This is a genomic window from Arthrobacter sp. AK01 (genome assembly GCF_021109375.1).
Taxonomy (GTDB): Bacteria; Actinomycetota; Actinomycetes; order Actinomycetales; family Micrococcaceae; genus Arthrobacter.
This window is the reverse complement of the sequence record NZ_JAJOHP010000006.1, coordinates 18,283-40,401: the sequence shown is the minus strand read 5'-3', so window position 1 is coordinate 40,401 and position 22,119 is coordinate 18,283. Positions and strand designations below refer to the sequence as shown.

Below are 22,119 nucleotides of genomic sequence, written 5' to 3'. Positions count from 1 at the left end.
TTGGAGCATCAGATAGGGCTGGAGCGCTCCCCCGCCCCACTAGGGTTGATCCGTGACCCTTCTCATTGCTGCCCTCGGCGTACTGGGTGTTGCCTCTTCCGGACCACTCATCGCAGGAACCCTTGGAGCCACCTCCGTTACGGCCTTGGCCATCGCCTTTTGGCGGAATGCGATAGGTGCGGTGGTGATGGCTGCTCCCGTCGCTATCCGTGAGCCAAAAGCATTCGGCAGGATCACCCGGCGCGAGTTTGGCTGGTCCGCCCTGGCCGCTATTGCACTTGCGTTCCACTTCGCCTGCTTCATCACCGCGCTTCAGCTCACGTCCGTTGCGGCCGCTACGGCCTTGGTGTGCCTGCAATCGGCATGGATAGCGGTGTTGCAGATGTTCCGGGGTACACGGCACCGCTGGCCGGTGTTGTTGGGCCTTGGGATCGCTTTTGGCGGCGTGGTTGCCATCACCGGATTCGACATGGGGTCATCTCCTGAGGCCCTGCTGGGCGATCTGCTGGCGCTGGCCGGCGGCGCGCTGGCTGGCCTCTATACCCTTGCGGGAGGGAAAGCCCGTCAATCCATGGGAACCGGGACCTACACGACTCTTTGCTACGGCATGTGCGCGGCGATCGTGGCGGTACTCGCCTTGTTCAGCGCGCAGCCACTGACAGGGTTCGACGCCGGAGGCTGGCTTGGCATTATCGCCATCACCGTTTGCGCCCAGCTGGTGGGGCACACGGCCTTCAACCATCTGCTTGCCACGATGAGCCCTTTGTTGGTGTCCATGATCATCCTGCTGGAAATCCCGGGTGCTGCAATCCTGGCAGCCATTTTCCTGAATGAGACCTTGCCGGCGGGCACCTATGCGGGATTGGCGCTGATTCTTGTTGGCCTGGCCGTGGTCGTTGCCGGGCAGCGGCGTGGCCGGACTGAAGCAGACCGGCGCGAACCCGAGCTTGGCGCTGACTGACGTTCCGGCGTCGTGCGTATGCCGTGGGGCGCAGGGCGCCTAAACACCACCGCGGCGGGCGCCTTGGGCGGTGTTGGCCGTATGGATGGCCCGTAGCAACTTTGCCGGGAAGTACACAGAGAAGAACACCACCATGGGCGCTTTCAATGCCATCTTCTTAACGTTGTGGGCCTTGTACGTCCGGTCGAAACGTTGGACGTAGTAGCGGTAATCGCGAGGTGAGTCCTCGAGGCGGCGGGCAGACATGCCGGACACCATCTGGGGCAGGTACTGCACTTTGAGGTCGTGTTCGAAGAGGTGCAGCGAGAGATCGATGTCCTCGTGCATCTCGTCCCTGGGGTCCAGGCACGCTTCGTCGCGGATGGTCTCCCATGCGGTGCGACGCAGGGCCATGTTGGAACCGAAAAGGAAGTGGTACTGGTGCTTGGCCAGCCGCAACATGAGTTGGCGCATCTTGTCGTCGGCCTTGAGCCCGAAGCGGCGCATGGGCATGTCGTAGTAGACCACTGGTCCTGTGGCGGCGGCGACCGAGGGATCCATGAATGCCTTTTGGACCTGCTCCACCCAGTCGGGTTCCAGAACGGAGTCGGCGTCGATCCGGCCAACAACGTCGCCCGTGGCGTTGTTCAGCCCGTGATTCCGGGTGGGAATCAGGCCCTGCGCGGCTTCCTGCCGCAGGAGGATGATGGGGCTTTCCGGATATTCCTGCTGCATCTGCCGCACAATTTTGGCCGTGCGGTCCGTGGACAGATTGTCCACCACGATGATCTCATCGGCAGGTACGGACTGGTAGATGGCCGCGATGAGGCACTGGCGAATGACGCTTTCCTCGTTATACGCCGGGATGACAATGGACACGCCCGGGAGCACCGGACCATCCTGAAGGGCACCCGCAGAGGGTCTATCGGCTGACATCACTCCAAATCTAACACCCGTGGCAGTGCGTCCGATGGAGGCTTTGGTTACAAGCCGGCAAACACTGAAGGGACCCCGGCCGAGGCCGGGATCCCTTCAATTGCCTGACTTGATGCCCTGGTGGGGCGGTTCGTCAGGTGTTAGTTCTGTGTACCTTTGGCAGCGGAGTCCGTGCCTTCGGTGTCCTTGTGCAGGCTGGCAGCGATGTTCTTGACGGCAGTCTTGGCGTCGGTGGCCACCTTGGCCGTGGAATCTTCAACGTTCTTGAAGGCGTCCTTGGTTGCCTGCTCAGCCTCAGCTGCTGCTTCTTCCGGAGTGATGTCCGAGGTGCCGGACGCTGTGGCTGCTGCCGTGGCTGACGCAGCAGCATCGGCCGGAGCCGGAGCTGCCGACGTTGCCGGTACCGGAGCGGGCGTCGGTGTGACCGGGGAAGGCGTCTTCCACGGATCCTCCACCGGCTTGGAAGCCTTCCATGCGGCAACACCGGCGGCAGCGGCTGCGGCGATAACAGTCACAATCAGCCAGCCGCGCTTCTTGGGCTTCGGTTCTTTGCCCAGCTTGGAGGAGACGGCCTTGGTCGCATCCTCCGCCACTGCCTTGATCTGCTTGCCGGTGGCCTGCGCCTGCTCCTGGACGCTGTGCACGACGCCGGAATCGACCAGCTTCTGCGCTACGGCGTCAACCTGGGCCGGCGCGTTCTCCAAGGCGTGGTGGACTGCTACCGATGCCTGGCCCAATTGCTCGGACAGCTTGGGCAGGTATTCGTCCACTACTTTGTCCCGGGCGTGGCCAAGCGCCGGAGTTGCCTTGTTGAGCGTCTCCTGGATCCTGGGTGTTGCGTCCTCCACTGCGTCATGGATCTTCGGCGCGAGGTGCGCCAGTCCATCCTGAATCCGCGGCGTAACCACTGCAACGCCGTCGGCGAGGTTGTGCGCAGCGGACTTCAGCCCCTCTTGGATCTTGGGGGAAGCGGTGTCAATGCCGTGCTGGATACGCGGAACAGCCCAGTTGACGGCTGCTTCCACACGGGGCGCAGCCCAGTCGCGGGCGTTATCCACGCCGGTCACAACGGATTGTTCGAGGTCGCGGGCAATACGGTCTGATTTCTTCACAACTACCTCCCGATACACATGCTCGTTTGTTGCTAGCCTACGTCGCTTGGGGAACACCGGCTATTCATCTGCCGGATTCGTCCCGGATTTCACCGAGCGCGGAACCGGCTTTACAACAGCACCGGCGTTGACCCTGCATGAAACAATGGGGCCATGACCATCGCAACCGCAAAAGCAACGATCCACACGACCCTCGGCGACATCAAGGTTGACCTCTTCGGCAACCACGCGCCCAAGACGGTCGCCAACTTCATTGGCTTGGCCACGGGCGAAAAGTCCTGGAACCACCCTGAAACGGGCGAAGACAAGACCGGGACGCCGCTGTATGACGGCACCATTTTCCACCGGATCATCAAGGACTTCATGATCCAGGGTGGCGATCCCCTGGGTCGCGGCGTTGGCGGACCGGGTTACCAATTCGACGACGAAATCCACCCGGAACTGACCTTCAACGCTCCTTACAAGCTGGCCATGGCCAATGCGGGTATCCAGATGGGCAAGGGCACCAACGGGTCACAGTTCTTCATCACCACCGTGAACACCGACTGGCTGTTCGGTAAGCACAGCATCTTCGGTGAAGTCACTGACGAGGAATCCCGCAAGGTTGTGGACTCGATCGAGGCTGTCCGCACCGGCATGGGTGACCGCCCTGTTGAGGACGTCGTCATCAACAGCATCGACATCGAACAGCTCTAGTCACAACCTGAACCTGAGCTCATGAGTTACGGAATTCCGTCGGCAGAGCCGTCCGCTGATATTCCGGTGTGCCCAAGGCACCCGGACAGGCCCTCCTATGTGCGGTGCCAGCGCTGCGGGCGCCCTGCGTGCCCCGAGTGCCAGCGGGCGGCCGCCGTCGGGTTCCAATGCGTTGACTGCGTCAACGAACAAAAACGTACGACGCCGACATACCGGTCGCCGTACGGCGGCGCCTTGGCCGTGGGACGGCCGTTGGTGACGTACGTGATCATCGGCTTGTGCCTGCTGATCTTCGTCCTTCAGTGGATTGTGCCAGGGGACTTCGTCTTCCAGAACTTCGCCTTCGCGAATATCTTCGCCGATAGCCAACCGTGGCGCATGCTCACCGCAGCCTTCCTGCATTCGCAGGGATTCCTGCTTCATATTGTCTTGAACATGTACACGCTGTGGATCTTCGGACAAGCCCTGGAGCCGTTGCTCGGGCGGATCCGCTTCCTCGCTTTGTACCTGATCTCTGCCATCGGCGGATCGGTGGGCTACTTGGCCCTCACCCCCATGTTGCCGCCCGTAGCCGTCGTTGGCGCTTCCGGTGCCATCTTCGGTCTCTTCGGCGCCATGCTGGTGGTACAACGTCATCGCGGCGGAGAAACCAAGCAACTCTGGGTCCTGATCGCCATCAATGGCGCGATCGGATTCTTTGTCCCCAGCATTGCCTGGCAGGCCCACCTGGGAGGTCTGATCACCGGCGGCCTCGCGGCCGCCGTCATCGCCTATGCCCCGCGCGGCAAGAACCAGGCCTTGCTGCAGGCCGGGGGGCTCATCCTCGTGGCCGGCCTGTTGGCTATAGTTACCGTGTTCCGCGTCACCGCTGGATAGCGGGCTTCCCGTGCTCCATCTTTCTTAGACCACCGCAGGCTTCTTTAGACCACCGCAGGCTTGACCGGCTGGCGGAGGATGGTCTTCAGCTTTTCCGGTGCCGTCCGGCGCACATCGCCGAGGTAGATTTCATGGTGCTTCCCGGTCATCGCCAGGGAGTTCCCGGGGATAAAGCTGCTGTGCATCTCCTCGAGGACCGGTCCCTCAGCGTCGTATGGCCCTATATGGAGCGTCTGCACGCTCAACCCCTCTTCAAGCGTCTCCAAGCGGAGCGCCTCCAATGCCGGGGCCTCCCCCTTCTTGGCAACCACTTCGCGCGCAGCGTCGAAATGCTCAGACGTGATCCAGCCCGGAACCATGTTCATCAGCGTCCAGTCCCACTGTGACTTGTCCCGGGCGCTGGTGAACGCCTCCATGTCATCAGCCCACCAGAGGCCCTCCAAGGGCATCACACCGTAATCCTTGTCGAGTTCGTTCTTGCTGAAGAACTTCAGCTTGTAGGCGACTGGATACAGCGTGGCCAGTGCGTCCTTATAGGCCTCGGAGGTGTTGGGATTCCCGTGGCCGTCGATCATCAGAAACTGCAGGGGTGGGACGGTCACCAAGGAGAACTCACCGTGCTTGGCACTGTAAGTCCGGATTTCTTTCTTGAAGTCGCTCTTCATGGCACCACGGTACGCCCAGGGAAATCCGCCACGGTACTCGATCCCGGCACCCACCTAGGACAAGTTATCCACAGCTGTTATCCACACTGTGCGTAACTTACATGGGTGTAGTTAGAGCTTCATTGTGTCGGTGGGGCCGTCAGATCGGCAGATATCCCCGGAAAGGCATGAATTTCTCCACACCTGTGGATAACTTTGTCCCCGCCCAGGCCGGATATGTGGATAAAGAGGGCCAAATGCCTGCACATGTGGACAACCCTGTTAATTACGCCCTGCAGCAGTAGCTATCAACAGGCTTATCAACATTGTTAATAACTTACACGCGTGTAGTTCACGCTAGGTCCGGAGCTCTGAGCCCCGGCATCGCGGGGATTCGCGCAGGGAAACCCACACGTTATCCCCACCTGTGGATAACGTGTGGGTAGGTGGTTGTTATTAAGTGGGTAACTTTCAGACCAGGTTGCCCTTGCGCAGGGAAACGTGTCCGCGGAAGGGCATAGGGCCGAGACCCTCCGGAATGACTCCAAGCAAATCCGGCAATGCCGCGATGTTGAACTTTCGATGAAGTTTGGAGCACTATCCACAGCGCAGTACACAGTGGGTATAACTGTCCCCACCCGGACGGCACGATCAAAATCTGCGCCAGTGCAACGATTTCGAGCCAATATGCATGGATGTCCACAGAGTTTATCCACGCCTGTGGATAAAGTTGCCCACTTCTGTGGACAAGGGTTGGGGATTACCGGGGCAAAGAATCATCACGGGTGGGCCCGCAGTTCAGGACCATACCCCCGACGACCCGCGGCGATGGCTGTCCATCAGGTGGGTGTCAATGATTCCAATTGCTTCCATCAAGGCATACATGGTGGTGGGCCCGACGAATGCGAAACCCTTCTTCCTGAGTGCCTTGGATAAGGCAATTGACTCAGGGGACGTTGTGGGGATGTCGGCGAAGGTGTGGGGCGCCGGCGTGGAGGCGGGCTGGAAAGACCACACGAAGTCAACCAGGCCTCCTTCGTCGCGCAGGGCGATGGTGGCTTTGGCATTGGTGATGGCGGCGCGGATTTTGAGGCGGTTGCGGACGATCCCGGCGTCGACCATGAGCCGCTCAACGTCGTCTTCGGTGAAGGCGGCAACGCTTTCCGGGTGGAAGTCCAGGAACGCCTTCCTGAAAGCCTCCCGTTTCCGGAGGATGGTGGCCCACGAAAGACCCGCTTGGAACGCCTCGAGGCTAATGAGTTCGTACATGCCCTGCTCGTCGCGGACAGGCATGCCCCATTCGTGATCGTAATAGGCCTGCATGAGGGGATCCGAAGCAGCCCACAGGGGACGGGCAAGGCCGTCCTCACCGATGGTGGTGCCGTTGTCCGGGGTCATTCATGCTCCTCCGCGGCCGGATCTCCAGGGGCTCCGGCCAGTTGTTTGGCTTCTGGGGATATTCTGCCGGGTGCCTCCGACATTCAATGCCTCTGGTGCTGGATGCTCCAACGCTCGGTGCCTCGGAATTACCGCCTCAAGACAATCCGGTGACCCGCATGGTGATGTTGATCCGTCCGTGCGACAGGCCGCTTTCCTCTGGAGCCGTTCCGGGGAGCACCTTGGGTATGCCGTGATACGCGAACCGGGACGGCCCACCGAATACGAAAAGGTCTCCGGAGCGGAGTTCAACATCTGTGTACGGCTTGTTTCGGGTCTTGGTGTTACCGAACCGGAAAACGCACGTCTCACCGATGCTGAGGGACACTACTGGGGCGCTGGAACGTTCATCCTTGTCCTGGTGCATCCCCATGGCCGCGCCGTTGTCGTAGAAGTTCACCAAGGCGGCATCGGGTGTGTAGTCACTAACGGAGAGGGCCAAGGCGCCATCTGATTCGCCTCCGGAAGGAAAGGCTGCGGCGACGGCTTTACGGCCCAGGCGGACCATCCAGTCAGGGAAATCGAGCACAGGCCGACCGTTGACGTCGGTGGCTTCCCGGGTGTACTTGTAGGGCTGCCAATGCCAGCCGAGGCACACGGTGCGCACCGACATCTTGTGCCCACCAGGAAGAGTCGCTGCGCGGAGCGGCACGGGTCCTTGTGTCCACTCGCCAAATCGTTCCACTATCCACCGTTGCTGCTCCAGGCTCAGCCAGCCGGGCACGTGAACCGCGCCTGGAGCAACCAGGCGAGGACCGGCGTCGTGGTTTTCCGGCTGAACCAACTGCAGCGGAAACAGTGCATCTTCGCTCAAGCGGCTGCCTCCAGGGTGAGAAGCGCTCGTTTTGCATCCGCCCCGCCGAGATAGCCGCCGAAGTTGCCGTCCGACTTCACTACGCGGTGGCATGGGACGATGACGGGCAGTGGGTTGGTGGCACAGGCGCTTCCGACGGCGCGGACTGCGTTGGGGCTGCCGGCGGCCAAAGCGACCTCCGCATAGCTTTCGGTGTGGCCATAGGCGATGCGGGGCAAATGCTGCAGCACATTCAGGCGGAAGCCGCGGGACAACCGGAAATCCAGGATGAGATCGAACTCCGTCCGGGTGCCGTTGAAGTACTCGTCGAGTTGGCGCGCAGCATCATCCAAACGCGCAGGCGCCTGGAGGATGCGGGGGCTGACGGTGTTGGCAAGAACTTGCAGGACGTCGCCGTGGTCTTCCACTTCAAAGGCGACGCGGACTATTCCACGGTCTGTGGCGGCCAGGAGGAGTTTCCCCACGGGTGAGTCCACCACCCGGTATGCAACGTCCAAAGTGTGGGTCAGTTGCGCGTCGCTGGCCAGACGGGCGCGAAGGCTGGCGAGGGCAAGTTCAAGTCCAGCATCGAGGGGTTCCAGGAGCGAGGTTACATCGCCGTGGTCCAGGCTTTGTTCGATGGTCAACGGATCTCTCCTTTCGAAGATGAATGTGCCAGAGCTGGAAGGTCAGCCAGAGCACTGCGGAGGGCTTTGACGCCGTCTGATCCGGCTCGTCTGGCAGCCTCGGGGGTTCCTCCAAGAATCGCAGCCACGTCCACGTAGGGAAGCCCCGCAAGGTAGTGGTACGCCACGGCCTGTCTTTGTTTCGGTGGAAGGTGCGCGACGGCGTCCACGAGGTCGGCATGCCCGTCACCGGGGATGCCAAGCCGGGACGGTTGCTCCGGCGGTGAGTCCACCGGGAGGGCACGGCGACCTCCGGCACGCACATGGTCGATGCATTTACGGTGTGCGATGGTGACAAGCCAAGCTTGCACGTTGGCCTCCGGAGGGAGGTCGGGATAGGACTGAAGAGCCGCAAGGAAGGTATCGGACCAGGCGTCGTCGGCATCGTGCACGCCGAGGACTGCACGGCACACTCGAAGCACGGTGACGCCATTTTCCTGGACCACTGCTTCGAAGGGCTTTTTGGTGATCAACTGCCTGGCCTTCATCAGAAAAGTTTGCCCTCTCTCACGGCTGCTGGCTCTTCCAACTCCAAGAGGAAGCGCTTGTTCCGAAGCCCACCGGCGTATCCGGTCAATTGACCCTTGCGTCCCACCACGCGGTGGCACGGGATGATGATGCTGATGGGGTTGCGGCCCACCGCCGACCCAACGGCCTGGGCAAGATGCGGATCGCCCAGTTCAGTGGCCAGCTCGCCGTAACTGACGGTTTCTCCAAAGGGAATATCTTGCAGCCGCAACCAGACCTTCTCCTGGAAGGTGTTTCCACGCGCTTCAAAAGGAACATCGAAAACGGTGCGGTGTCCGCCCAGATACTCATCGAGCTCAATCCTAGTCAGTGCGAATACCGGATCCTCGATCCCTGCGGGGACCCCGAAGTAGTCGGGTGGCGGCAGGTGCCAGTGGCTCTCATAGAAGATGCCCGTCAAAAATTCCCCGCTGGCAGTCAGCGTCAACTGCCCCAACGGGGAATCCATGGTGGTGTGCCGGATGCTCATACCTTGTAGACGTTCACGGGCACGGAATTGTGAGGTGCGGGTTTCCTAGGAGCGCCAACGGGTGGTCATCAGGAAGCCGACAATCGCGATGCCGAAGCCCGCAACAATGTTCCATGATGCCCAGTCGCGGACGGGGAACTGGCCTTCTGTGATGTAGAACGTGATGATCCAGATCAGGCCGAGGATCATCAGGCCGAACATGACGGCTTTGTACCAAACCGGGTTGGGCTTGTACTGCTGCGCGGCGGAAGTCTGCTGGGCCTGACGGGCAGGCCGCTTGCGGGGCTTGGACTCGGGCACGGATCCTCCTTGGCTGTAGGTTCATACCGGTTCCGGCCAGCCTTGATATCCTGCAGGAAGGAAATTTCCAGCGGTTAACGGCCACGCGGCGTTCCGGGTTGGTTCTAGCTGTCAAGTCTAGCCGCAACTCGGGGTCCGCCCGCCCGCGCCCGTGCCCGAATCGAGGAGACCCCGTGGCGCACCAGCAGACGACGGCGGCTTCTGCCGTGCCGTCGGGCCGGCGAGGGCAGGAGCAGGAACCGCGCAGGCAACTCCGCGCGTCCGATGTCATCCGCAAGATCAGCCAGATCCTGGGTGAACTCCTCATTACGGCAGGTATTGTGCTGTTGCTCTTCGTGGGCTGGGAACTGTGGTGGACCAACGTTGAAGCCAACGCCAAGCAGAATGAGGCAGTCCAGAGCTTCGCGCAGGACCTCACCGGACCCGTAACTCCGGCAGCACCGGCCAATCAGGCAGACTTTGGACCTCCGGTGGTGGGAACGGCTCCTGCAAACGGGGAAACGATCGGGATTATGTACATCCCCCGCTTCGGCGCGGACTACACGAGGCCCATCATCGAGGGCACCGGTGCGGACGTCCTGGATACGTTGGGACTTGGCCGCTATGGGAGTACCAGCATGCCCGGAGCCATCGGCAACTTCGCGGTTGCGGGCCACAGGCAAACGCACGGAGCAGTCCTGGACAGCATCCATACGCTGGTTCCCGGGGACAAGATCTACGTTCAGACAGCGGACGGCTTTTACACCTATGTCTTCCGCAACAACCAGATCGTGCTTCCCAACCGCACTGACGTCCTCATGCCAGTACCAACGCAACCGGGCATCGTGCCGAAGGAACGCATTCTGACCATGACCAGTTGCAACCCGCGGTTTGGGTCGCAGGAACGGATCATTGCCTACTCCGTGATGGAGGGTTGGCAACCGGCCTCTGCAGGACCGCCGTCGGAAATCGCCACCCAAGTAGCCAAGGTACAAGGAAAGGGGTAACGGATGTACTCGTGGATTTTCCGCAACTTGCCCGGACCCGTGTGGGTGAGGATCCTGACGTGCTTGGTACTGGTGGCGGTAGCACTGATACTGATGGTCCAGTTCCTCTTCCCCTGGTTCTCCCAATTCACCACTTTGACTGACTCGACGATTGGTTTAGTGCAGCAACCATGAGCACAACAAGAATTCTTGTAGTAGATAACTACGACAGCTTCGTTTACACCCTGGTGGGATACCTCCAGGAACTCGGCGCCGAGACAACCGTGGTCCGCAACGACGATGTGACTCTTGCCGAGGCCACGGAGCTCGCAGCAGCCCGCGATGGCGTCCTCGTTTCGCCCGGTCCTGGAACCCCTGCCGAAGCCGGCGTGTGCATCGAGCTCATCAAGTGGTGCGGCGAGAACAGCAAACCCATGTTCGGCGTCTGCCTGGGGCACCAAGCCCTCGCTGAGGCGTACGGTGGCGTGGTAACCCACGCGCCCGAACTCATGCACGGCAAGACGTCCCCTGTCCGGCACGAAGGTAAGAGCGTCTTCGCAGGCCTCCCCTCGCCTGTGACGGCCACGCGCTACCACTCACTCGCAGCGGTGCGCGATTCCATTCCGGACGTCCTGGAGATCACCGCAGAGACCACCAACGGCGTGGTGATGGGATTGCAGCACAAGACCGCACCACTGTGCGGTGTGCAGTTCCACCCGGAATCGGTCCTCACAGAGGGTGGCTACCAGATGCTCGGCAACTGGTTGGAGTCCCTGGGGATGGCCGGAGCGGCTGAACGCGCATCCAAGCTGAGCCCGCTCATCAAGCAGTAGGCCAACGGAAGCCCGTCCTGCTGCGGGCCGGTGAGCGGTAGCAGGCCGCTACTTCTTGGTGGCCGTTGGCTTAGGGGTCGGCTTGTCTGTGGGCGTCGGGGTTGGCGTGGGGCTCGGAGCAGGAGCCTTCGCAACGGTGATGGTGACCGACTTTCCCTGATCCACTTCGGTGTTGAACGTCTCGCTCTGCGCCGTCACGGTGCCCGGCGCGACTTCCGAGTTTTCCTGCTCCACAACCACCATGGGCAGGCCGTTGGTCTTGAGTGAAGCTTCCGCTTCGGCCAGGGGCAGCCCAATCAGCTGCGGCATGAGGACCTTGCCAGAGGAAACCTGAAGTTCCACCTTGGTGCTGATGGCGATTGCGCCGCCCGGGGCCGGGCCAGTGTTGATGACCAGGCCGATCGGAACCGTAGCGCTGTGGGTTCGGACGGTCACGATGTCACCAGTGATGCCCAGCCTGCGCAAGGCGTCCCTCGCATCCGACTCCGTGCGGCCCACGATGTCGGCGGGGATGGTCACCGAGTTGGGTCCGCTGGATATTTTCAGGACAACCTCGGCGTCCTGGTCCAGCATGGACCCCGCGGTGGGAGACGTGCCGATGGTCATGTCCTTGGCCACCGAGTCGCTGGCCTCGCGCACGGATTTAGGTACCAACTTGGCTGAATACAGTTCCTGGATGGCCTGGGATTCAGACATGTTGGCCACCACGGGCACGGCGATCTTTGCAGGGGGCGGTGGCTGCAGGTTCATGAGGCTGTAAAGCCAGAATCCGCCACCGGCCAGCACTATCAGCGTGAAGATCACCAAGGTTGCTATCCACGTACGACGGCGTTTGTTCTGGCCCGCGGTCCGCTCGCGTTCCGGTGGGAGGCCCAAGGGAAGGGGTTCTTCCTGGGGCTGGTCAGCGGGTTCGTCCCTGGCCTGATCGGCGGCCAGGAATCCCACGGCGGTGGAGCTCAGGATCTGGGTGGCCGGGTCGTCCTGGTCCACGAGGTCGTTCGGATCGGTCGGTGCCTCGCTGGGTGGCATTGCGGGGACAGGAATCCCGTTGCTTGCCGCGCGCAGAGCGCGGCGGAAGGACGCAGCGTCCTGGAAACGGTCTGTCCGGCTCTTCTGCAGGGCTTTGGCAAGGACTGAATCGAGGGCCTCGGAAACATCGGGGTTGTGGGAGCTGGGCATGTCCGGGATTTCGCGGACGTGCTGGTAGGCCACCGAGACCGGGCTGTCCCCCACAAAAGGTGGACGGCTGGTCAGCAATTCGTACAGGAGGCAGCCGGCTGAGTAGAGGTCGCTGCGTGCGTCCACGGTTTCACCGCGGGCCTGCTCCGGTGAAAGGTACTGTGCCGTGCCGACGACGGCCTGTGTTTGGGTCATGGTGGCAGCGGAATCGGCCATGGCACGTGCGATGCCAAAGTCCATGACTTTGACGTCCCCGGTGTCGGCGCAAACCATGACGTTGGCCGGCTTGATATCGCGGTGGACAATACCTGCCCGGTGGCTGTACTCCAGTGCGGCAAGGACACCCAGGGTGAAGCCGATGGAATTCTCCACACCCAGCTCATTCGCCTTGATCATGTCCCGCAGGGTACGGCCGGCGACGTATTCCATGACGATGTACGGCACGCGGACATCCTCGCCGGGACCCCCGGGTACGGAGTATTCGCCGGTATCGAAGATCGCCACGATGGACGGATGGTTCAACGCCGCAACGGCTTGGGCCTCACGTTTGAACCGGGCCTGGAACTGGGGATCGCGGGCAAGGTCCGCACGCAGGACCTTGACAGCGATGGTCCGCCCCAGCAAAGTATCCGTTCCGCGGTATACGTCCGCCATGCCGCCACGACCGATCAGCTCACCGAGTTCGTAGCGGGCATTGAGGATGCGCTGTGAAGACACAGGTGTGCTCTCCTCTCGATGCGCGGGACCGTGGCGTGGCGTAGACATGGCGGATCAGTTAGTTGCTCGGGCTGCCGCTGGGGCTGGCGCTCGGGGAACCGGAATTGGTGGGGGCAGCGGCCCTGGACAGGAAGTAGGTGACAGTGGAGCCTGCGGCAACCTCGGCTCCAGCGGCCGGCGAGGACCTCACGAACGTGCCAGGCTGCTGGCCCACGGCACCGTTCACTGGATCTCCAGCTACCCAACGCAACCCGGCGCCCTCAATGGCCGCCCGGACCGATGACTCGCTGGCTCCGACGCTGATGGTGGGGACGGCAACGGCTTCAGGACCCTTGGAGTACTGAACCGTGATGGTTTGTCCCGGATCAACAGGTCCGGTGGGGTTGAGATCCACCACGGTCCCTGGAACGGCCGGGTTGAAGACCTCCACACCGTTGACGCCAAGGCCCAGGTCGCGGAGTTGCGCACTGACGGTCTGGAACGGCTGGCCAAGGTACTGCTCAGGGATGACGTTGATCTTCTCCGGCGTGGTCTGCGTGGGCGTCGGAGATGGTGACTCCGAGGTCGGCGTAGGCGTCGGCGTGGCGGACGTCGACGTCGGGCTGGCGCTCCGGCTGGTGCTGGCAGTGGTGGACTGGCTCGGGCTGGGGCTCGGCGAGAAGAATCCGGACTGGGTGATCAGGAAACCAACCAGCGCGAACAGCACCAGCAGGATCAAGGCAACCATCGGCCAGGTCCAGGGGCTGCGCTTCTTGCGTTCCGGCTCGCGATCGTCGAAGTTCTCGTCGTCGCTGTAGGCAACTTCCTCTTCGTCGTTCAGTTGGCGCTCTGCCTCCAGGGCATTCGCGCGTGACAGAGGGTTGTCGGATGCGGCTGCAGCTGCCCCAACAGCAGCCCCGGCAGCCCCGGCACCCAGCACCGGAAGTGCGGAGGTCGCCGTCGACGACTGCTCCTTACCGTAAGGCGAGGTGACGACGCCGGTGGGTGCCGTTGCGGTGTCCACCGGCGCTGTGATGGGTCCGGTAGTGGATTCGAAAAGCAACATGCCGGGTACGGCGGCGTGGGCCGTAGCGATGTCTCCGTTGCGGATGGCGTCGGCGGCTTCGGCCAGCTTGATGGCGTTGGCGGGACGGTTCTTGGGATCCTTGGCCAGCATGGACATCAAGAGGGCACGGACAGGCGTGGGAAGGGTTTCCGGGAGGGGCGGCGGTGCGTCGTTCACCTGCGCCAGGGCAATGGCAATCTGCGATTCGCCGGAGAACGGACGGTGGCCGGTGAGGCACTCGTAGCCGATGACACCCAGTGAGTAGATGTCCGAGGAACCCGTGGCGGTCTGGCCGGTGGCCTGCTCAGGAGCCAAGTACTGGGCAGTGCCCATGACCTGGCCGGTCTGTGTCAGCGGAACCTGGTCCGCGAGGCGGGCGATGCCGAAGTCGGTGACCTTGACGCGGTTGTCCGGCGTGATCAGCAGGTTGCCCGGCTTGATGTCGCGGTGGACCAGGCCCTGTGCGTGCGCAACGGCAAGGGCGCGGGCAGTCTGCGCGATGATGGAGAGCGTCATATCCGGGGACAGCACTTGCTCTCGCTCAAGGATTCCGCTCAAAGGGTGTCCCGGGACGAGCTCCATGACCAAATAGGCCGAGCCGGCTTCTTCGCCGTAGTCGAAGACGTTGGCAATGCCCACGTGGTTGAGCAGGGCGGTGTGACGCGCCTCGGCACGGAACCTCTGGAGGAAGCCGGGGTCCCCCGTGTATTCCTCCTTGAGCACCTTGATGGCAACGATCCGGCCGAGGATCTGGTCCTTGGCCTTCCAGACCTCGCCCATGCCGCCAATCGCAATGCGACTGGTCAGCTGGAACCTGCCGCCGAGTGTGATTCCCGAAGTAGGCCTCACTTATTCAACACCGCCTCAAAAATCTTCTTTGCGTTCGGACTGGTTAGCTGGGCACCGCTGAGCACATCCACACCTTCCATGACGATGGTGACGGCTACTTGCGGGTCGTTTGCCGGGGCGAACCCGGTAAACCATGAGTTGTTCAAACCTGAATCGCCGAGTTCCGCGGTACCGGTCTTGCCGGCCACCTTGACGCCGGAAACGGCTGCTCCCTTGGCAATGCCGTTGTCCACGGCGCTGGTCATCCACTCGGTGATTTGCGCTGCGATGGGCTGGGTGGTGCTGGTGCGGAGGGCCTCGGGCCTGAGTTCGCTGATGACGCGGAGGTCAGGAGCGCGGACGGTCTCCACCAAATTCGGCTTCATCTGCACACCGCCGTTGGCAATGGCCGCCGTCATCATGTTGATCTGGAGCGGAGTGGCCTTGACGTCCCGCTGACCTACGGAAGACTGGGCCAACTGGGCCTGGTCCAGGTCCTCGGGGAAGATGCTTTTTGCCTGCTGGAGCTTGAGCTGATCGCCGAAGGTCTCGCCGAAGCCGAACTTCTGTGCCTGATCGCGGATGGCATCCTGTCCCAGGTCCAGGGCAATGCTGGCGAACGGAGTGTTGCACGACTGCTCCAGGGCAAAGACGAAGGTTGCCGTTTCACGGACGTTGCAATTGCCGCCGGCGTAGTTTGGCAGGCTGGCACTGGATCCGGGCAACGGCAAGCTGCTGGGATTCGGCAACTCGCTGTCCTTGTTGTACTTGCCTGAATTCAGCGCGGCAGCGGTGTCGATGAGCTTGAAGACCGAGCCAGGTGACAGCAGGTTCCCTGTTGGACCGCTGACGTTCTGGTTCAGGTTAATTCCCGGAACCTGGTTCAGTTCGTTGTAGTTGGCATCTGCGGCGGCACGGTCATGGGTGGCGATCAGATTGGGATCGTAGGAGGGCTTGGAGACCATAGCCAGAATAGCCCCGGTCCTGGGATTGGTAACCACGATGGATCCACGCTGGCCGTCGGGGATGAGGTCGAACGCCAACTTCTGGATTTCAGGATCCAGCGTCAGCTCCACCGAAGCACCCTTGGGCTCATTGCCCAGGAACATCTGGCTCATTCGATCCAGGAAGAGTTGGTCGGAGTTGCCCGCAAGGGTCTCTCCCATGGACTGTTCCAAACCTGTGGACCCAAAGAACTTGGAGAAGTAGCCGGTGACGCCGGCGTACAGCTCGGGTTGGTTGTACTTGCGCTGGAAGGCGCAGGACTCGGTTCCGGGGACAGACTCCGCGACTGGTTTGCCGCCCACGATGATTGAGCCGCGCTCGTTGCAGAACGACGCCAGGACGGCCCGCTGGTTCCAGGGGTTGTCGTTGAGGTCGTCAGCGCCAATGACCTGGACATAGCTGATAGCGCCGAAGATCAACGCAAACATGGCCACTGCGGCCATCCAGGAGCTACGAATAGCCTGGTTCATTGTTGCTTCACCGCCTCTGTTGGTGCGCTTGGTGTCTGTCCTGTGGCCGGTTTACGCGTGCCCGGCGTGCTGCTGCTGGCCGGAGGTTTACCGACCATGGGGGTTGTGTCCACGGGTCCGCGGGCCGTGTTGGAGATCATGAGCAGCAGGCCGACGATTATCCAGTTGGCCAGGAGCGACGAGCCACCGGCCGCCAGGAACGGTGTAGTCAGGCCCGTCAGCGGAATGAGCCGCGTGACGCCGCCGATGACCACGAAGCACTGCAGGGCAATGGCAAAGGACAAACCGCACGCCAGCAGCTTGCCGAATGCGTCACGGGTTCCCAAGGCAGCGCGGAAGCCGCGGGTAAACAGAAGCAGGTAGAGCATCACCACGGCGAAGAGGCCGATCAGGCCGAGTTCCTCGCCAATGAGGGCCACGATCATGTCGCTGTTGGCAAAGGGCACCAGATCCGGCCGGCCTTGGCCCAAGCCGGTTCCTACCAGCCCGCCGTCGGCCATTCCGAACAAGCCCTCGACGATCTGTCCACTGCCACCGGGTGACCTGCCGAAGACCTCCGGTGTGAACGCGTTGATCCAGCTGTCGATTCGGAAGGCTACGTGGGAGAAGATCTGCGAGGCGATGAAGCCGCCACCAAGAATCAGCAGCAAGCCAATGACAACCCAGGAGATACGGCTGGTGGCCACGTAGATCATCACGATGAACAGGCCGAAGAAGAGGATGGATGAGCCGAGGTCGCGCTGGAAGACCAGGACGCCGATGCTCACCAACCAGGCGGTGATCATGGGCCCGAGGTCCTTGAACCGCGGGAACTGCATGGGGCCGATCTTCCGACCGGCCAGGAGGATGAGATCCCGGTTGGAGGAAAGGTACCCGGCGAAGAATATTGCCAGCGTGATTTTGGCGATTTCACCGGGTTGGAACGTCATGGGTCCCACTCGGATCCACACGCGGGCTCCAAGGATTTCGCCGGCCGAAATGCCCGGAATCAAGGGCAGGAGCAGCAGGAACGCACTGACGGCCAGGGAAATGTAGGTGAAACGGCGAAGGATCCGGTGGTCCTTGAGGAACCAGATCACGGCGATGGAAACTGCCATGGCGATCAGCGTCCACCGGAGCTGGTTGTTGCCGGTGTCGTCGCCGGGGCCGTCCATTCTGTGGATCAGCGCCAAACCCAAGCCGTTCAAGGCTACGACGATGGGAAGTATTACCGGATCGGCATATTTCGCCCGGAGCCTGAGGACCACATGGAAGGCAAAGGCGGCAACTGCGAGCAGGCTCGACTGGAACCAGAAGTCCCGGTCCAACCCGACATCGGAGTTGATGCTCACCAAGGCACTCGCGCCGACACCGACGGCAAGGGCCAGCACGATGAGGACAAGCTCAACGTTGCGGCGCGGTTTAGGTGCAGTTTCAGTCTGTATCACTTGGCCGCCCCACAGGGAGTCGGTACGGGCGAAGGCGAGGCAACGGCCGCAGTACTAGGCACGGGCACGGTGGTGGTGGGAGATGGCGTCGGCGTCGATGTGGCCGAAGTCGTGGGGCAGTTGGCCGAAGCGCTGCCCGTGTTCTTCAGGTTCTCCACAATGCTCTGGGCGTCGTCGAGGTCACCCGCCGGAACTGTCTGGCGTACGCTCTGCTGGCCGTATTCCGGCAATGAATCCACCCTGATGTCGGTTACGGCTTCAAGCCGGGAAAGCTGAATGGGACCGAGGCGCTGCGAAATTCCGTTGAAGATGGCAACGCGCTGATCGTATTCGCCCACGTAGTAACGGGTTTGGGTCCAGGCGTAGCCAAGCCACAGGCCAACCACGACACCCACCACAACAACAGCTGCGACGGCCGGCATCAGCCAGCGGATGCGGCGCCGCGTGGGCTCCTCGACGTCCAGCCGGTCCTGCTCGGCCTTGTGCGTGAGGACCGTGGCAGCCCTGCGGGCGACTGTCCTGCCGGCAACAGTCGGTATGGATCCTGTCTCTGCAGCTGTGGCCGCTGCGCCTACCAGTTCATGGGGACGGCTGGCCAATTCTTCGCGCAAAACCTCTGCGGAGAGGTGCTCACCGAGGTGCGGGTCGGTGGTGGTGGGTGGTTCTTTGGAATCGTCCGGGGATTTGGACGCCTCAACGGATTCGTCCGCGTCGCTGGTCGGGTCACCCGCGCTGAACGATGATCCAGCGTCAGCCGCCAGGGCGGCTTTTGCCTTGGACCCGGACTTCGGATCCTCAGCCGGCTTGGTCGCGGAAGGACCTTCGGGAGACTTGGATGCCGTGACTGCTTGAGGTTCGTCCAACTCGGCAAGCGCTGCGGCCGGAACGACGTCGACGGCGGCCGTGTTGACGTCGTCGTCGGTCTCTTCGGCAATCTCCAGCATCACCACGGTGACGTTGTCCGGGGCGCCGGCTTCCAGCGTCAGATCCACCAGTATTTCCGCACATTCGCGCAGGTCCTTGGTCTCGCGCACCATGCGTTCAACGACATGTCCCGCAACGTAGTTGAGGCCGTCGGAGCAGAGCAGCCAGCGTTCGCCGGGTTCGACGTCCAGGATGTCCAGATCCAGCTCTGGACTGGCATCAACGTCTCCGAGGACTCGCATCAGGACGTTTTTGTGCGGATGCGTCTCGGCTTCCTCCGGACGGAGGCGTCCCTCATCTATCAGGCGCTGCACAAAGGTGTGGTCCACGCTGACTTGTTCAAACTTCTTGTTGCGCAGGCGGTAGGCGCGCGAGTCGCCGATGTGCGCGAAGTGGAGCTTGCGGTCTTCAAGCAGGAGGGCGGTCACCGTGGTACCCATGCCGGAGAGCTTTGGGTTCTGGTGAACAAGCTCGGAAAGAAGGGAGTTGGCGGTCTGGATTTCGTCCGCAAGGACTGTCTCTGCGCCATCCGGATAGTCGTCATGGTCCAGGTGGATCATGTCCAGCACCGTTGATGCAGAGGCGACATCGCCGCCGGCGTGACCACCCATGCCGTCGGCCACGACTGCAAGATGGCGGCCCACGTATGCGGAGTCGTCATTCTTGGAGCGGATCCGTCCGACGTCGGAGCGGGCCGCGTAGCGCATGATGAGTGGGCGCTCCGCGGGCTTCTCCTTGCCTTCGGGGGTCTCGGGGGAGGCCATGGACTACGGCCTCAATTCAATGACCGTCTTGCCGATTCTCACGGGGACGCCAAGCTCAACCGGCAATGCGCGGGTGAGCTGTTGATCGGCCAAGTAGGTGCCGTTGGTGGAGCCGAGGTCCTCGATGAACCACCGGCTGCCTTGCGGGAACAGTCGGGCGTGCCGGCCGGAAGCGTAATCGTCCTCCAGGACAAGGGTGGCTTCCTGGGCACGGCCAAGCAGGATGGGGCTGGCAGCGAGGGGGACCGTGGTGCCCTTGAGGGGGCCCTCTGTGACCACCAGCGTGCGCGCATGCTGGATGGCTGGCGGCGGTGACGCGGCCAGTTCCGGATGCTTGCGAACTTCGCGGGCCGTGGGAGCTCCGGTGACGGCCTTGCGGCCGATCTGGAGATCACGGCGCATGGTGGTCACGATGCTGAAGATCAGGACCCACAGCAACAGGAGGAAACCGAAGCGAAGCGCTGTGATGGTCAGTTCGCTGATGTCGTTCACGCGTTGCCACCCTGGTTTTGGGGGAGGAGGCGGAAAATGATCTTGGTACGTCCCATCGTGATGGTCGAGCCGTCTGTGAGCTCTACGCTGCCGTTCACTTTATGGCCGTTGACGTAGCTTCCGTTGGTGGAGCCAAGGTCAACGGCCCAGGTGCTGCCATTCTCCGTGCGTACTTCAAGGTGCTTCCGGGAGACGCCTGTGTCATCCACAAGGATGTCGGCTTCCGAGGAGCGGCCCAGCACTACGGAGCGGGCGTTGAGGGAATATCGTTGGCCGCCGATGTCCAGAACGGGCTGGAGGCGGGTGGGCTGCCGTGCCGGGGCTGCCGGGACGTGGGCCCGCGGGGCTTGGGGAGCGGGGCCAGCGTCATCGGAAGATTTCTCGGTCCGGGACGTGATCTCAAAATGTCCTGCCCGCTCTTCGTCATTCCGACGGAACGAGATCCGGACAGCGCCCTGAAGGGTGTAGCCCTGGCTGCGGACATGCTGGATGACGACGTCGCACAACTCCTCGGCGAGGGGTGTTCCCCATTCCTGGGCCCTGGCGAAATCCTCGTCACTGAGCAGGACATCGAAAACATTGGGAGCGAGCGTACGGCCGGCAGCGATGGTGATGGACTTGTTGTCCAACTCGCGCCTCAGCTTGCTCGCAATCTCCACCGGCTCAACACGTGCACGCGACCCCGTGGAGAAGACGTTGCGAACGGCCTTTTCAATGCCGCGCTCGACTTTGTCCAGCAAACCCATGTCCTTCTCCTTTCCTTGCCGCGGCACCCGATGCGCCTGGTCCGATAGTCCATCGTTTGGTCCGTCTGCGCACACGGCGAAGTACGCGCCTGACGGCCCTTCCACTTCCCGATACTACTGGGACTGACTGGGAATGGCCTTAATCCACAACGCCTTGCGACCCGGAAAAGTTCGCGCCCGGCGCTTGCTGGCGCGGGAGTGGGGGCATGAAAATTTCGTGGGAATCAACCCTTGTAGGCGGCCTTTCCGGCGGCTCTTCTGCCTCCCGGTGGGGCCCTCCTGGCCTCGATTGGTGTTTTGCCGGGAATGTCCGTTATGCTTGATCTCGCTGCTTTTGAAGGAAACGAAGCTGGGAAACCGGCAAAAGTCCAGAAAAAGAAGTTGCGCGCGAGTGGCGGAACGGCAGACGCGCTGGCTTCAGGTGCCAGTATCCGAAAGGGTGTGGGGGTTCAAATCCCCCCTCGCGCACGCAATTGAAAGAGCCCCAGTCTTAGGACTGGGGCTCTTTTGTTTTATACGGGATCCCAACTGGGTGACAGATAACGCTCCATTGGCGCTTCGTAGGAGCGAGGTGCTGTTACCTGGTTGGGTGAGGCGCGAGTGACCGTCAGCCGCGCGCAGAACCTGTGAACCGGCGTCGTGAGTTGCCCAGATGCAGGCGCATCGCTGCCGCGGCAGCCACTTGGTCGCCCTCCGCAATTGCTGCGTATATAGAGGAGTGTTCGTGGACCACCTGCGCAAAGCGTTCCGGGGATTCTTGATCTTCGCTGGCGACCAGGCGCGGGCGGGGCATGGTGATCATGGTTTGGCCAAGGGCTGAGATGCAGTCCGTATAGAAGGGATTGCCGGACGCCGCAGCAACGGCCCGGTGGAACTCGAAGTCCGCTTTCATGGAGTGGGCGGGGTGGCCTGAACTCGCGGTGAACTGCTCCAGGGCGCCGTGGACGGCCTTGAGCTGGTGTTCGGTGTGGTTGCGCGCGGCCAAAGCCGCGGCTTCGGTCTCGACGCCGATCCTGAAATCGAGCATCTGCAGCCGGTCTTCCATGCTGGAAACGGGCCGTGATCCAGGCGCCGCAGCGGGTCCTTCCGCCGGCGGAGTCAGCGCGAAGCTGCCCCGCCCACGTTCGGTTTCCACGAGACCCTCGGCCTGCAAGCGGGTCAGCGCCGAGCGGACCACGGTCCGGCTCACCCCGAACTCGCTGATGAGGGTGTTTTCGCTGGGGAGCTTCTCACCTGGCTGGATGGCGCCGTCGACGATGCGGTTGCGAAGGTCGGCGGCGAGATCCGCGGTCAGGTTTCGGCTCATG

General features: G+C 62.1%; 22 protein-coding genes and 1 tRNA gene. 6 read left to right on the top strand and 17 right to left on the bottom strand.

Annotated features, from left to right (window positions below):
• The first annotated feature begins 52 nt into the window (after positions 1 to 52).
• The gene (locus tag LN996_RS03405; protein ID WP_231338780.1) at positions 53 to 961 is read left to right on the top strand and encodes a DMT family transporter; all 909 of its coding nucleotides are present in this window, start codon (positions 53 to 55) and stop codon (positions 959 to 961) included.
• A gap of 39 nt (positions 962 to 1,000) precedes the next feature.
• Here the strand turns inward: LN996_RS03405 and LN996_RS03400 are convergent, their stop codons facing one another.
• Together LN996_RS03400 and LN996_RS03395 are read right to left on the bottom strand one after the other, a co-directional pair.
• On the bottom strand, positions 1,001 to 1,876 hold the full coding sequence (locus LN996_RS03400) for a glycosyltransferase family 2 protein (RefSeq protein ID WP_231338779.1): 876 nt from the start codon (positions 1,874 to 1,876) through the stop codon (positions 1,001 to 1,003).
• A gap of 140 nt (positions 1,877 to 2,016) precedes the next feature.
• Entirely contained in the window at positions 2,017 to 2,988 is a 972-nt protein-coding gene (locus tag LN996_RS03395) for a hypothetical protein (protein ID WP_231338778.1), read from the bottom strand.
• Positions 2,989 to 3,141: 153 nt separating this feature from the next.
• On the opposite strand from LN996_RS03395, the gene LN996_RS03390 reads away from it, so the two are divergent.
• Together LN996_RS03390 and LN996_RS03385 are read left to right on the top strand one after the other, a co-directional pair.
• Complete coding sequence (locus LN996_RS03390; RefSeq protein WP_026541003.1) at positions 3,142 to 3,684, top strand: peptidylprolyl isomerase; 543 nt, start codon at positions 3,142 to 3,144, stop codon at positions 3,682 to 3,684.
• A 21-nt stretch (positions 3,685 to 3,705) separates the two neighbouring features.
• Positions 3,706 to 4,560 carry a rhomboid family intramembrane serine protease gene (locus LN996_RS03385; RefSeq protein ID WP_231338777.1) on the top strand — a complete coding sequence of 285 codons (855 nt, stop codon included), beginning with the start codon at positions 3,706 to 3,708 and terminating at the stop codon, positions 4,558 to 4,560.
• A 44-nt stretch (positions 4,561 to 4,604) separates the two neighbouring features.
• Here the strand turns inward: LN996_RS03385 and LN996_RS03380 are convergent, their stop codons facing one another.
• The 7 genes from LN996_RS03380 to LN996_RS03350 form a co-directional block, all read right to left on the bottom strand.
• Positions 4,605 to 5,225 carry a GyrI-like domain-containing protein gene (locus LN996_RS03380; protein ID WP_231338776.1) on the bottom strand — a complete coding sequence of 207 codons (621 nt, stop codon included), beginning with the start codon at positions 5,223 to 5,225 and terminating at the stop codon, positions 4,605 to 4,607.
• Between the two features lie 777 nt (positions 5,226 to 6,002).
• The gene (locus tag LN996_RS03375; RefSeq protein WP_231338775.1) at positions 6,003 to 6,602 is read right to left on the bottom strand and encodes a DNA-3-methyladenine glycosylase I; all 600 of its coding nucleotides are present in this window, start codon (positions 6,600 to 6,602) and stop codon (positions 6,003 to 6,005) included.
• 136 nt (positions 6,603 to 6,738) lie between these two features.
• On the bottom strand, positions 6,739 to 7,455 hold the full coding sequence (locus tag LN996_RS03370) for an alpha-ketoglutarate-dependent dioxygenase AlkB (RefSeq protein ID WP_231338774.1): 717 nt from the start codon (positions 7,453 to 7,455) through the stop codon (positions 6,739 to 6,741).
• Positions 7,452 to 8,081: a methylated-DNA--[protein]-cysteine S-methyltransferase gene (locus LN996_RS03365; protein ID WP_231338773.1), complete on the bottom strand. Its 630-nt coding sequence runs from the start codon at positions 8,079 to 8,081 to the stop codon at positions 7,452 to 7,454. Before LN996_RS03365 ends, LN996_RS03370 begins: the two co-directional genes overlap by 4 nt.
• On the bottom strand, positions 8,078 to 8,608 hold the full coding sequence (locus LN996_RS03360; protein ID WP_231338772.1) for an RNA polymerase sigma factor: 531 nt from the start codon (positions 8,606 to 8,608) through the stop codon (positions 8,078 to 8,080). Before LN996_RS03360 ends, LN996_RS03365 begins: the two co-directional genes overlap by 4 nt.
• Positions 8,608 to 9,117 carry a methylated-DNA--[protein]-cysteine S-methyltransferase gene (locus tag LN996_RS03355; protein ID WP_231338771.1) on the bottom strand — a complete coding sequence of 170 codons (510 nt, stop codon included), beginning with the start codon at positions 9,115 to 9,117 and terminating at the stop codon, positions 8,608 to 8,610. The genes LN996_RS03360 and LN996_RS03355 overlap by 1 nt, the downstream gene beginning before the upstream one ends.
• Positions 9,118 to 9,162: 45 nt before the next feature.
• Positions 9,163 to 9,417, bottom strand: a complete 255-nt coding sequence (locus tag LN996_RS03350; RefSeq protein WP_159700295.1) for a cell division protein CrgA — start codon at positions 9,415 to 9,417, stop codon at positions 9,163 to 9,165.
• A 173-nt stretch (positions 9,418 to 9,590) separates the two neighbouring features.
• Between LN996_RS03350 and LN996_RS03345 the strand changes: the two genes are divergently transcribed.
• Positions 9,591 to 10,403, top strand: coding sequence for a class E sortase (locus tag LN996_RS03345; RefSeq protein WP_374202210.1), 813 nt, complete (start codon positions 9,591 to 9,593; stop codon positions 10,401 to 10,403).
• 170 nt (positions 10,404 to 10,573) lie between these two features.
• Entirely contained in the window at positions 10,574 to 11,215 is a 642-nt protein-coding gene (locus LN996_RS03340; RefSeq protein ID WP_231338770.1) for an aminodeoxychorismate/anthranilate synthase component II, read from the top strand.
• Positions 11,216 to 11,263: 48 nt separating this feature from the next.
• Here LN996_RS03340 and pknB read toward each other — a convergent pair whose 3' ends face one another.
• From pknB to LN996_RS03305, 7 genes are read right to left on the bottom strand one after another with little or no spacing between them, the layout of a single operon-like run.
• The gene (pknB, locus tag LN996_RS03335) at positions 11,264 to 13,159 is read right to left on the bottom strand and encodes a Stk1 family PASTA domain-containing Ser/Thr kinase (protein WP_231338769.1); all 1,896 of its coding nucleotides are present in this window, start codon (positions 13,157 to 13,159) and stop codon (positions 11,264 to 11,266) included.
• A 10-nt stretch (positions 13,160 to 13,169) separates the two neighbouring features.
• The gene (locus tag LN996_RS03330) at positions 13,170 to 15,005 is read right to left on the bottom strand and encodes a protein kinase (RefSeq protein WP_231338768.1); all 1,836 of its coding nucleotides are present in this window, start codon (positions 15,003 to 15,005) and stop codon (positions 13,170 to 13,172) included.
• Positions 15,002 to 16,459, bottom strand: a complete 1,458-nt coding sequence (locus LN996_RS03325) for a penicillin-binding transpeptidase domain-containing protein (protein WP_231338767.1) — start codon at positions 16,457 to 16,459, stop codon at positions 15,002 to 15,004. Before LN996_RS03325 ends, LN996_RS03330 begins: the two co-directional genes overlap by 4 nt.
• A complete protein-coding gene (locus LN996_RS03320; protein ID WP_231338766.1) occupies positions 16,456 to 17,886 on the bottom strand; it encodes an FtsW/RodA/SpoVE family cell cycle protein in 1,431 nt (476 codons plus the stop codon). Before LN996_RS03320 ends, LN996_RS03325 begins: the two co-directional genes overlap by 4 nt.
• A complete protein-coding gene (locus LN996_RS03315) occupies positions 17,883 to 19,574 on the bottom strand; it encodes a PP2C family serine/threonine-protein phosphatase (RefSeq protein WP_231338765.1) in 1,692 nt (563 codons plus the stop codon). Before LN996_RS03315 ends, LN996_RS03320 begins: the two co-directional genes overlap by 4 nt.
• A 3-nt stretch (positions 19,575 to 19,577) precedes the next feature.
• Entirely contained in the window at positions 19,578 to 20,057 is a 480-nt protein-coding gene (locus LN996_RS03310) for an FHA domain-containing protein (protein ID WP_090822625.1), read from the bottom strand.
• 5 nt (positions 20,058 to 20,062) lie between these two features.
• Entirely contained in the window at positions 20,063 to 20,812 is a 750-nt protein-coding gene (locus LN996_RS03305; protein ID WP_231338764.1) for a DUF3662 and FHA domain-containing protein, read from the bottom strand.
• Positions 20,813 to 21,197: 385 nt separating this feature from the next.
• Here LN996_RS03305 and LN996_RS03300 point away from each other — a divergent pair.
• A tRNA-Leu gene (locus LN996_RS03300) sits at positions 21,198 to 21,280 on the top strand.
• A gap of 139 nt (positions 21,281 to 21,419) precedes the next feature.
• Here the strand turns inward: LN996_RS03300 and LN996_RS03295 are convergent.
• Positions 21,420 to 22,118, bottom strand: a complete 699-nt coding sequence (locus LN996_RS03295) for a FadR/GntR family transcriptional regulator (protein ID WP_231338763.1) — start codon at positions 22,116 to 22,118, stop codon at positions 21,420 to 21,422.
• Position 22,119: the final 1 nt, after the last annotated feature.

What these genes read in the sequence shown, in the direction of transcription:
- LN996_RS03400 (WP_231338779.1), bottom strand. Translation starts at nt 1,876, where the DNA reads ATGTCAGCCGATAGACCCTCTGCGGGTGCCCTTCAGGATGGTCCGGTG.
- LN996_RS03390 (WP_026541003.1), top strand. Translation starts at nt 3,142, where the DNA reads ATGACCATCGCAACCGCAAAAGCAACGATCCACACGACCCTCGGCGAC.
- LN996_RS03385 (WP_231338777.1), top strand. Translation starts at nt 3,706, where the DNA reads ATGAGTTACGGAATTCCGTCGGCAGAGCCGTCCGCTGATATTCCGGTG.
- LN996_RS03380 (WP_231338776.1), bottom strand. Translation starts at nt 5,225, where the DNA reads ATGAAGAGCGACTTCAAGAAAGAAATCCGGACTTACAGTGCCAAGCAC.
- LN996_RS03375 (WP_231338775.1), bottom strand. Translation starts at nt 6,602, where the DNA reads ATGACCCCGGACAACGGCACCACCATCGGTGAGGACGGCCTTGCCCGT.
- LN996_RS03360 (WP_231338772.1), bottom strand. Translation starts at nt 8,608, where the DNA reads ATGAAGGCCAGGCAGTTGATCACCAAAAAGCCCTTCGAAGCAGTGGTC.
- LN996_RS03355 (WP_231338771.1), bottom strand. Translation starts at nt 9,117, where the DNA reads ATGAGCATCCGGCACACCACCATGGATTCCCCGTTGGGGCAGTTGACG.
- LN996_RS03340 (WP_231338770.1), top strand. Translation starts at nt 10,574, where the DNA reads ATGAGCACAACAAGAATTCTTGTAGTAGATAACTACGACAGCTTCGTT.
- pknB (WP_231338769.1), bottom strand. Translation starts at nt 13,159, where the DNA reads ATGTCTACGCCACGCCACGGTCCCGCGCATCGAGAGGAGAGCACACCT.
- LN996_RS03325 (WP_231338767.1), bottom strand. Translation starts at nt 16,459, where the DNA reads ATGAACCAGGCTATTCGTAGCTCCTGGATGGCCGCAGTGGCCATGTTT.
- LN996_RS03315 (WP_231338765.1), bottom strand. Translation starts at nt 19,574, where the DNA reads ATGGCCTCCCCCGAGACCCCCGAAGGCAAGGAGAAGCCCGCGGAGCGC.
- LN996_RS03305 (WP_231338764.1), bottom strand. Translation starts at nt 20,812, where the DNA reads ATGGGTTTGCTGGACAAAGTCGAGCGCGGCATTGAAAAGGCCGTTCGC.
- LN996_RS03295 (WP_231338763.1), bottom strand. Translation starts at nt 22,118, where the DNA reads ATGAGCCGAAACCTGACCGCGGATCTCGCCGCCGACCTTCGCAACCGC.